Here is an 8,915-nt window from a genome sequence, read left to right on the forward strand (position 1 = left end):
CGTTGTGGCGCTGGAGTATGCGCCGGTGGCGGCGAAGTCGTAGTTGGCTTCCATGCGTGGTGGTGATGACGGCTGATGGCGCCTATGTGGAGCGGGCGAAGGACTGAGGCCTCCGACCAGCAGGCATGCCCCTCGCCGCTTGACCACTCCGTTTCGGGCTGACCGCAGGCGACGAAATCGCCTCATTGCCGGCTGAAGCGTTTTCAATTGCCGTTCGTGGCCAAAGCTCCTCAACTCGCCGCCTGAGATCGAACCTCTGCGGGGAAGCATGCGAACGACGGCCAGAGTGCGCAGGGTGCGCGACGGCAGACTGGAATTCTCCAGGGAATGGTTGCAGCTGCGCAACCCGCATGCCCCGATCGAGGTGCTGACCGCAGAGCAGATCGAGGCGATACACGACGCTTCGATGTCAGTGCTCGAGGATGTCGGCATGCGCATCCAGGACGAGGAAACGCGAAAACTCTTCGCCAGCGCCGGCTTTGCCGTCGACCACGCCACCGAACGTGTCGTCTTCGATCGCGAGGGCCTGCTGGCGCTGGTCGCCAAGGCGCCGCCGGTCGTCACCGTGCGTGGCCGCGATCCGGCCAAGAAGCTGTTCATGGGCCAGGGCCAGGTCGCCTTCACGGCGGTCAGCGGCCCGCCCTTCGTGTCCGATCTCGACCACGGACGCCGCGCCGGCACGTTTCGCGACCAGGAAAACTTCCTGAAGATGACGCATATGACCGACGTGCTGCAGATCGAGGGCGGCACCAGCGTCGAGGCACAGGACCTGCCGGCCGACACACGCTATCTCGATTTCTACCTCGCCTGCTGCAAGCTTTCGGACAAGCCGTGGAAGCCGCTGACCATCGGCCGCCACCGCGCCCGCGACGCCATCGAGATGGCCAAGATCTGGTATGGCGAGGACGAGGACAGCCTCGCCGCCAATCCGGTGTTCTTCGTCAACACCAACACCAACACGCCGCTGGTGCTCGACGGCGAAATCGCGCAAGGCGTCATCGAATATGCGCGGCTCGGACAGGTCGTATGCGTGACGCCCTTCGGCCTGGCCGGCGCGATGGCGCCGGCCACTGTCGCCGGCGCGCTGGTGATGCAGAATGCCGAAACGCTGGCCTGCTGCGCGCTGACCCAGATCATCCGCCCCGGCTGCCCCTACATTTATGGCGGCTTCATCTGCAATGCCGACATGAAGACCGGATCGCCGGCCTTCGGCACGCCCGAATTCACGCTCGGCGCGCAGGCCACCGGCCAGATGGCGCGCCGCTACGGCCTGCCGTGGCGCTCGTCCAACGTCAACGCATCGAACGCGCCGGACGCGCAGGCGGCCTACGAATCCATGATGTCGCTGTGGGGCGCGCTGACCGGCCACGCAAGCGTCTTCAACCATGGCGCCGGATGGCTGGAGGGCGGCCTGGTCGGCTCCTACGAGAAGTTCATCCTCGACATCGAGATGGTGCGCATGATGTGCGCCTGGATGACGCCGCTCACCGTCAACGCCGATACGATCGGCCTCGACTCGATCAAGGAGGTCGGTCCCGGCGGCCACTTCTTCGGCACGGCGCACACGCTGGCGCGCTACGAGAACGCCTTCTACAAGCCGCTGGTTTCCGACTGGTCGAACTTCGAGAACTGGCAGGACAAGGGCAGCCCCGACGCCGCCCGTCGCGCCAACGGCATCTGGAAGCAGATGGTCAACGAGTATGAGGCGCCCGCCATCGACCCGGCCGTGATCGAAGAGCTCGAGGACTATGTCGCTCGGCGCAAGATCGAGCTCGAAGCCCTGCGCTAGCACCCTTTGAAAACAGCAAAAGTGGATTTCTGACGGAATGGATACACATGCCCGCGTAGTGGTGATCGGCGGTGGGATAACCGGCTGCGCCATCCTCTATCACCTGGCCAAAAAGGGCTGGAAGGATGTGGTGCTGCTGGAGCGCTCGGAACTGACATCCGGCTCGACCTGGCATGCCGCCGGCAATCTGTTCTCGCTGACCAGGCCCTCCAATGCCCAGCGGCTGCAGGTCTACACGATCAATCTCTATCCGGAGATCGAGCGCGAGAGCGGACAGGCCGTCGGCTACCATCCGACCGGCGGCATGCATCTGGCGGCATCGAACGACGAGGTCACGACGCTGGCGATTGCCCGGGCCCGCGCGCGGCGCAATGGCGTCGAGGCGGAATGGATCACTTTCGAGGAAGCCAAGGACCGAGCGCCGATCCTCGACACCAAAAACCTCAAGGCGGTGCTGTGGGAGCCGATCAAGGGCCATGTCGATCCGTCCTCGGCGACCAATGCGTTTGCCGCTGCGGCGCGCAAGCTCGGCGCGAAAATCCACCGCCACACACCCGTGACGGCGACGACGCCGCGCGCCGATGGCGGCTGGGACGTCGAAACGCCTGATGGCACCATCCACGCCGAATTCGTCGTCAACGCCGCCGGCTTGTGGGCGCGCGAGGTCGGCGCGCTGGCCGGCATCAAGCTGCCGCTGCTGCCGGTCGAACATCACTATCTGGTGACCGAAGCGATCCCCGAAATCGAAGCGATGGACCATGAGTTGCCGACCATCGGCGAGAGCGAAGCCGGCTATTATTCACGTCAGGAAGGCAAGGGCATCCTGCTCGGCGCCTATGAAAGCACCTGCCATCACTGGGCCTTCGACGGCACGCCGCTCGACTTCGGCCACGAACTGCTGCCCAACGACCTGGCCCGCATGGATCGCAATTTCGAGGTGGCGATGGACCGCATGCCGTGCCTCGGCGAGGCCGGCATCAAGCGCGTCATCAACGGACCGATGATCTTTTCGCCAGACCTTGGGCCGCTGCTGGGACCGCATCCGGAGCTGAAGAACTATTTCTGCGCCTGCGGCGTGATGAGCGGCCTGAACCAGGGCGCCGGCATCGGCAAGGTGATCTCGGAATGGATCGTCGACGGCGAGCCGGAGATGGACGTGAATTTCTGGGACGTCGCCCGCTTCGGCCGCTGGGCCGGCAAGCGCTTCACCTTCGAACGGACCAAATATTACTACGAGAACCGGCAGGAGCGCCCCTACCCGCATCTCGAATGCGCCGCCGGCCGGCCGTTGCGGACATTTCCCGCCTACGCCGCACAGAAGGCCAGGGGCGCCGTCTTCGGCTTCAACAATGGGTGGGAGCAGCCGCTGTGGTTTGCGCGGCCTGGCGACGAACAGCGCGACATCTTCGGCTATAGCAGGCAGAACTGGTGGAAGACGGTTGGCGAGGAATGCAAGGCGGTGCGCAGTGCTGCCGGCCTGTTCGAAATATCCACCTTCGCCAAATACCGCATCTCGGGCGAGGCCGCCTGCGGCTGGCTGCGGTGGCTGCTGGCGGGACGGATTCCCGAACGGCCCGGCGCTGTGGCGCTGTCGCCGATGCTGTCGGAAAAAGGCCGGCTGATCGGCGACCTGACCGTGTCTAAGCTCGACGATGGCAGCTATCTCCTGCTTGGCGCCGGCACAATGCAGGGCCAGCACATGCGCTGGTTCGATGCGCACAAGACGCCAGGCATTTCGGTCGAGAACCTGTCCGACGGCTGGACCGGGCTAATGCTCGCCGGGCCGAACGCGCGGCAGATTCTGGCCGGGATAACGCACAGCGATGTGTCGAACGATGCGTTTCCGTTCCTGTCGGTCAGGCGCATGGAACTCGAGGCGGCGACCGATGCGATCGTGCTCAGGGTCTCGTTTTCAGGCGAGCTCGGCTACGAGATCTACACGCCCGCAATGTACCAGGCCGGCCTCTACGATGCGCTGTTGCGCGCCGGCGCCGGCCTTGGCCTGGTGCCGGCCGGCAGCCGGGCGCTGGCGAGCCTGCGCATCGAAAAAGCCTTCAAGAGCTGGGGGCTCGATCTGGCGCCGGACTACACGATCATGGAGACCGGCATGGACCGTTTCGTCGACTGGAAACGCTCCGGCTTCATCGGCGAGGAAGCGGCACGCAAACATCGTTCGCAGGGCGCTGCCGAGCGCTTCGTCACCTTGTCCGTCGATGCCGATGACGCCGATTGCAGCGGCGGCGAGCCGGTGTTCCGCGACGATGTCTATGTCGGTTATGTCACGTCGGGCGCCTATGGCTACACAACGAATGAAAGCCTGGCACTTGGCTATCTCAAATCGCAGGTTGTCGATAGCGGCGCCGGCTTCGAGGTCGAGATCAACGGCAAGCGCCGTGCCGCGTCGGTTTCGGACGGCCCGCGCTACGACCCGGAAGGGCTGCGCATGCGGGCGTGACGTTGCGGTTTGGCCTCCAATCTTCCACCGCCTCTTGAAAACCCCTATAGGTGCCGCGCTGGAGCAGTGGGTTCCGGCGCGCGGAGGAGTTAGCGAAGATGGCAAGGCGGTTACCTCCCTTTGCCGCGTTGCGAGCCTTCGAGGCGGCGGCTCGGGCCGGCAGCCTGGCCGACGCCGCCGAAGAACTGCTGATTTCGAGTTCCGCCGTCAGCCATCAGATCAAGTCGCTGGAGACCTTTGTCAGCGCCAGGCTTTTCCTGCGCGAGCAGACCGGCCTGAAGCTCACCGAGATCGGTGAAAAATATCTGGAAGGGCTGGGCGACGCGCTGGACCGCATCGAGGCGAGCACACTGTCGGTGATGCAGGACACCAAGAATGGCGGGTTGACCATCCATCTGTTCCAGTCGCTGGCGCAGATGTGGCTGATCCCGCAGCTGGACGATTTCCTGTCGTCCAACCCCGAGATCACCGTCAAGCTGATCACCAAGCCGGACGACATCGAATTCTCCGGCTCCAGCATCGACATCGACATTCGCTATGCCATGACGGCGCCGGCGGAACACATGTGCGAGAAGCTGATCGACGAGGTTATCGCGCCGGTCGTCTCGCCGGACTATCTGCGTCACAACGGGCCGATCGAGACGCCGGAGGACCTGATTGGGCGGCGGCTGATCGGCTGCGAATACGTGCCGCATGAATGGGATTTCTGGTTCGAGAAAATGGGCGTTGCGGGCTCGAACCAGGTGCCGAAACTGATGTTCGATTCCCGCTCGCACGCCTTGCTTGCCGCAAGCGAAGGCATGGGCGTGGCGATGAACCGCCGACCTTATGGCGATCTCCTGCTGAAGCGCGGCTCGCTGATCGCCCCCTTTGCCGAGGACGTGCCAACCGGCGGCGCCTATTACTTCATCGCACCGAAGCGCTCGGCCGGTCTCGCCCGCGTCAAGCATTTCAAGGCCTGGCTGCTGTCGCTCAGTACCAGCCTTCGCAGCGACTGACGGGCTTTCGCCACCGGTCGAAATCAATTCATCCGCAGCGAAATTTTATTCGATTGAGACGCTTTGGACGTGCCCCTAGGGTCGCCATGAAAAGCGGGGCGATCTTGCGAAACGGCGGTCAGATACTCATCAGCGCTCTGTTGCAAAACAGCTGCAAGGCCGTCTTCGGCGTGCCGGGCGAAAGCTATCTGACCGCGCTCGATGCGCTGTGGCAGCGCGCCAATCTGATCCGCTACATCACCTGTCGCCACGAGGGCGGCGCCTGCTTCATGGCGGGCGCCTACGCCGACGCCACCGGCGAGCCGGGCGTCTGTTTCGTCACCCGTGGCCCGGGCGCGATGAACGCCGCGATCGGCCTGCATGCGGCCTATCAAGGATCGACGCCGCTCATCCTTCTGGTCGGACAGATTTCGACCGCGCACCGTGACCGCGAAGCCTTCCAGGAACTCGACTATCGCCGCGTCTTTGGGCCGATGTGCAAGTGGGTGGCGGAAATCGATCACCCGTCGCGCATCCCCGAATACGTCAACCGGGCCTGGCGAACTGCGATCTCCGGCCGCCCCGGCCCTGTCGTTCTGGTCCTGCCGGAAGACATGCTCAAGGCCGAATGCGACACGCCGGACCTGAAACCGGCGATGGCGACGCCCGTCGCGCCGCTGGCCGCCGACATGGCCGCGATCGAAACCATGCTGGCACGCGCCAAGCGGCCACTGCTGTTGCTTGGCGGCGCCAACTGGACGCAAGCCGGCCATGACGCCATCATCCGGGCAGCTGAAAACTTCAGCCTTCCCGTCGCCGTCGGCTTCCGCCGCCAGGGCCTGTTTCCACACGATCATCCAAACTACATCGGCAACCTTGGTTTCGGCGGCGCGCCGATGCCCAACGACTATTGCCGGCAAGCTGACCTCATCCTTGCCGTCGGATCCCGGCTGGGTGACGGCACGACGCTGAAATTCTCGCTGATACCATCGCCCGTTGCGCACTGCCGGCTGGTGCACGTGCATCCCGGCGCCGAGGAGCTTGGCCGGCTCTATCAGGCCGATCTTCTGGTACAGGCCGACCCCAATGCCTTTGCTGTTGCCCTGGCGGCCCTGGCGGCCATCGCGGCACCCGGCGGCACTCCAGGGCGCGCCGCGATCCGGGCCTTGGCAAGGCAGCGCTACCTGGCCATGCTCGACCTTGCCGTGCAGCCCGGCCCCGTCGACATGGGCGCTGTCATGCGGTTCCTGAGCCAGCGGCTGCCGGCCGATGCCTTCATGACCACGGGTGCCGGCAATGCCTCCGACTGGCCCAACATCCACTTCCGCTATCGCCGGTTTCGCGGCGCGCTGGCGCCGGTGTGCGGCGCCATGGGCTTTGGCGTGCCGGCAGCGGTTGCCGCCAAGATCGCCGATCCAGATGCGCCGGCCATCTATATCGGGGGTGACGGCGACTTCCTGATGAACGGCCAGGAGTTCGCCACCGCGATCCAGTACGGTCTCGATCCGATCTTCATCGTCGTCGACAACCGTTCCTACGGCACCATCCGCATGCACCAGGAACGCGCCTTTCCCGGCCGCAATTCCGGCACCGGCCTCACCAATCCGGAGTTCGCAACCGTGGCGATCGGCTATGGCGGCCATGGTGAAACGGTGGAAGCGACCGACGATTTCGAGCCGGCGTTCGAACGCGCTCTGGCCAGCGGCAAGGCGGCGGTCATCCACGTCAAGGTCGGCGCCGATCACCTTGGCCCGAATATGACGGTGTCCGCCTTGAACAGCCGGCGCACCGTCAGGCAGCGTCTGTCGAATTGAATGTGGGAGGTTTTAACGTGACCAGCTTTTCCGAGTTTGCCGGCAGCCTGACATACGACGCCATTCCCGAAGCGATGCGCGCCGTGCTGAGGCGCAGTTTTGCCGATACGCTTGGCGTGGCGGCGGTGGGTTCGACGACGGAGATATCGTCGATCACCAAGACAATCGCCGATCGGCTGTGGCGTTCGTCGCCCGAAATCGCGGCCCGGATGATCTTCGACGGGCGCCCGGTCAGCCCAGCGGGTGCGGCCTTTGCCGGCGCCTTCACGATCGATTCCATCGATGGGCATGACACCACTAGCCCTTGCAAGGGCCATGCCGGCTCGGCGGTGTTTCCGGCCCTGCTCGCCGTTGCGGATTCGCTCAGGGCCTCGGGCGCCGCACTCTCCGGCGAAGAGCTGATGGTTGCGCTGGCCATCGCCTATGAGGTTTCCTACCGCGCCGGGCTGACCCTGCACGGCACCGTGCCCGACTATCACACCTCCGGGGCGTGGACCGCGGTCGGCGTGGCGGCCGGAGTGTCCCGGCTGCTGCGGCTCAGCCAGGAGCAGACGCGCCATGCCGCGGGGATTGCCGAATACCACGGTCCGCGCAGCCAGATGATGCGCTGCATCGATTTCCCGACCATGCTGCGCGACGGCGTCGGCTGGGGCGCGCCGTCCGGCGTCATGGCGGCCTATATGGCGGAACTCGGCTTCACCGGGGCACCGGCGATCACAGCCGAAGGCAAAGCCGCCGCACCCTGGTGGAGCGATCTCGGCCAAGCCTGGCGCGTCGTCGAGGATACCTCGTACAAACCCTATCCGGTCTGCCGTTGGGCCCATCCATCGATCGATGCCGCACGCGACCTGATGCGTGACAACAGGCTTTCCAGCGAGGATGTCGCGCGCGTGCGCATCCAGACCTTCCACTATGCGGTGCGGCTTGCCGGCCACAATCCGAAGACGCTGGACGAGATGAGCTATTCGATCGCGTTCCCGGTCGCGACGATGATCGTGCGCGGCAAGATCGGACCGCAGGAGCTGCTGCCGCAAGTTCTGCAGGACGAAGAGATCCGTCGCATTTCCAACGCCACCGAATTGGTGGAGACCGAGCACTATACCCGCATCAGCGTCGGCAAGCGCTGGGCCGACGTGACGCTCTACCTGAAGGACGGACGCGAAATCATGTCGGAGCCGCGCACGCCGAAAGGTGATCGCGACAACCCGATGAGCGACGACGAGTTTCACCAGAAATATGCGACTTTCACCGACGGGCTGATCGGCAAGGACCGGGCCAACGAGATGGAAGCGATGGCGCTGTCCTTCGACGCCCTGGACAGCCAAGGGCTTGGCCGGCTGATCGATCTGGCCGTCGCGCCTCTCGACCGCTGAAGCCTGCCAGGGCACGGACAATCGCTATCGCGGCGCCGGACGGAATTATTCTCAGCCGGCGCTGAATCCTTTTCGATCCCATCGCGCCGGCCAATGTCTACGATGAACCAACAAGGCCGCTGCAATCAACAGCGCATCAGGGATTGAAACCAAGGGGAGAACGCAATGACAATGTTCAAGAGCAATGGCGGCCGCATTCCTGATTTCGTCACGGCGATGGCCGAGAGCGCCAAGGCAGGCGCGGTCGACCGGCGCGAGTTCCTGGCGATCGCCAGTGCATTCGGCGCAACGACCGCAGCCGCCTACGCAATGCTTGGCCTCGCCGCGCCGACGGTTGCGCGGGCCGAGGAGCCGAAAAAGGGCGGCGTGCTGAAAGTCGCGACCAGCGTCAAGGAACAGAAGGATCCGCGGACCTATGACTGGTCGGAAATGGCCAACGTCACTCGGCAAACGCTGGAACCGCTGGTCAAATACACCAACGAATTCACCTTCAAGCCGATCCTGCTT

General features: G+C 64.5%; 5 protein-coding genes and 1 pseudogene. All 6 read left to right on the plus strand.

Annotated elements, in window-relative coordinates; genetic code table 11:
• The first annotated feature begins 268 nt into the window (after positions 1-268).
• Positions 269-1,789 carry a trimethylamine methyltransferase family protein gene (locus tag EN993_RS25780; protein ID WP_126068702.1) on the plus strand — a complete coding sequence of 507 codons (1,521 nt, stop codon included), beginning with the start codon at positions 269-271 and terminating at the stop codon, positions 1,787-1,789.
• Between the two features lie 37 nt (positions 1,790-1,826).
• Positions 1,827-4,244 carry an FAD-dependent oxidoreductase gene (locus EN993_RS25785; RefSeq protein ID WP_127265170.1) on the plus strand — a complete coding sequence of 806 codons (2,418 nt, stop codon included), beginning with the start codon at positions 1,827-1,829 and terminating at the stop codon, positions 4,242-4,244.
• Between the two features lie 98 nt (positions 4,245-4,342).
• Positions 4,343-5,242, plus strand: coding sequence for a LysR substrate-binding domain-containing protein (locus tag EN993_RS25790; protein ID WP_126068700.1), 900 nt, complete (start codon positions 4,343-4,345; stop codon positions 5,240-5,242).
• An 86-nt stretch (positions 5,243-5,328) separates the two neighbouring features.
• Entirely contained in the window at positions 5,329-7,035 is a 1,707-nt protein-coding gene (locus tag EN993_RS25795; protein WP_127265171.1) for a thiamine pyrophosphate-dependent enzyme, read from the plus strand.
• A 17-nt stretch (positions 7,036-7,052) separates the two neighbouring features.
• Entirely contained in the window at positions 7,053-8,408 is a 1,356-nt protein-coding gene (locus tag EN993_RS25800; RefSeq protein ID WP_127265172.1) for an MmgE/PrpD family protein, read from the plus strand.
• A 165-nt stretch (positions 8,409-8,573) separates the two neighbouring features.
• Positions 8,574-8,915, plus strand: a pseudogene (locus EN993_RS25805) (diguanylate cyclase); the annotation flags it as partial.

The organism is Mesorhizobium sp. M7D.F.Ca.US.004.01.2.1, assembly GCF_003997785.1.
Classification (GTDB): Bacteria; Pseudomonadota; Alphaproteobacteria; order Rhizobiales; family Rhizobiaceae; genus Mesorhizobium; species Mesorhizobium loti.

Bases quoted from the DNA above. Each gene is read 5' to 3' on its own strand.
- EN993_RS25780 (WP_126068702.1), top strand. From the start codon at position 269: ATGCGAACGACGGCCAGAGTGCGCAGGGTGCGCGACGGCAGACTGGAA.
- EN993_RS25785 (WP_127265170.1), top strand. From the start codon at position 1,827: ATGGATACACATGCCCGCGTAGTGGTGATCGGCGGTGGGATAACCGGC.
- EN993_RS25790 (WP_126068700.1), top strand. From the start codon at position 4,343: ATGGCAAGGCGGTTACCTCCCTTTGCCGCGTTGCGAGCCTTCGAGGCG.
- EN993_RS25795 (WP_127265171.1), top strand. From the start codon at position 5,329: ATGAAAAGCGGGGCGATCTTGCGAAACGGCGGTCAGATACTCATCAGC.